This window comes from Oleiphilus sp. HI0117, assembly GCF_001635235.1.
On sequence record NZ_LWGA01000288.1, the window covers coordinates 1 to 566 of the forward strand.

1 protein-coding gene is annotated in these 566 nt (G+C 47.7%); it reads right to left on the reverse strand.

Annotation, left to right across the window (positions count from 1 at the left end):
- Positions 1 to 566, reverse strand: a 566-nt coding sequence (locus tag A3757_RS03665; protein WP_156506151.1) for an immunoglobulin-like domain-containing protein, incomplete at both ends; no start/stop codon positions are given.

Below are 566 nucleotides of genomic sequence, written 5' to 3' on the forward strand. Positions count from 1 at the left end.
CAAGTGTATAGCTGCCAATTGTACCGGTATCAACAGCGCCACTCTGAATAATGCTTGCTGAAATATCGCCATCAATATTGTCCGACGCACTCGCACCCGCATCATTGTAGACACTACCTAGAGCGATATTAATGCTGCTGTCACCATTAAGTGTAATGACAGGGGCGGTAAAGTCGTTCACATTTACCGTGCGCGTTTGCTGTACGGCAGGGTTACCGTTGGAGTCACTGACATCATAGGTAATGANATAAGTNCCAGCAACGCTAGAGTCGACCATTGTGCCGCCAACTATAATGCCTGCAGATAGGTCTCCGTCAAGTGCGTCATTCGCAGTCGCACCAGCATCGGTATAAGGGGTATTTAGCTCATGGTTAAGTGGGCTGCTACCTAGTAGAGTGATGCTAGGTGCGCCAGTATCTTGAACGTTAATTGTTCGGGTAACGGTAGTAGCAGAGTTGCCTGAGGAATCGTTCACGTTGTAGCTCAGTACATAACTGCCGATTACGGTTGCATTGACTGTACCGCTGACACCGATGTTTGAAGATACATCTCCATCGACATTATCT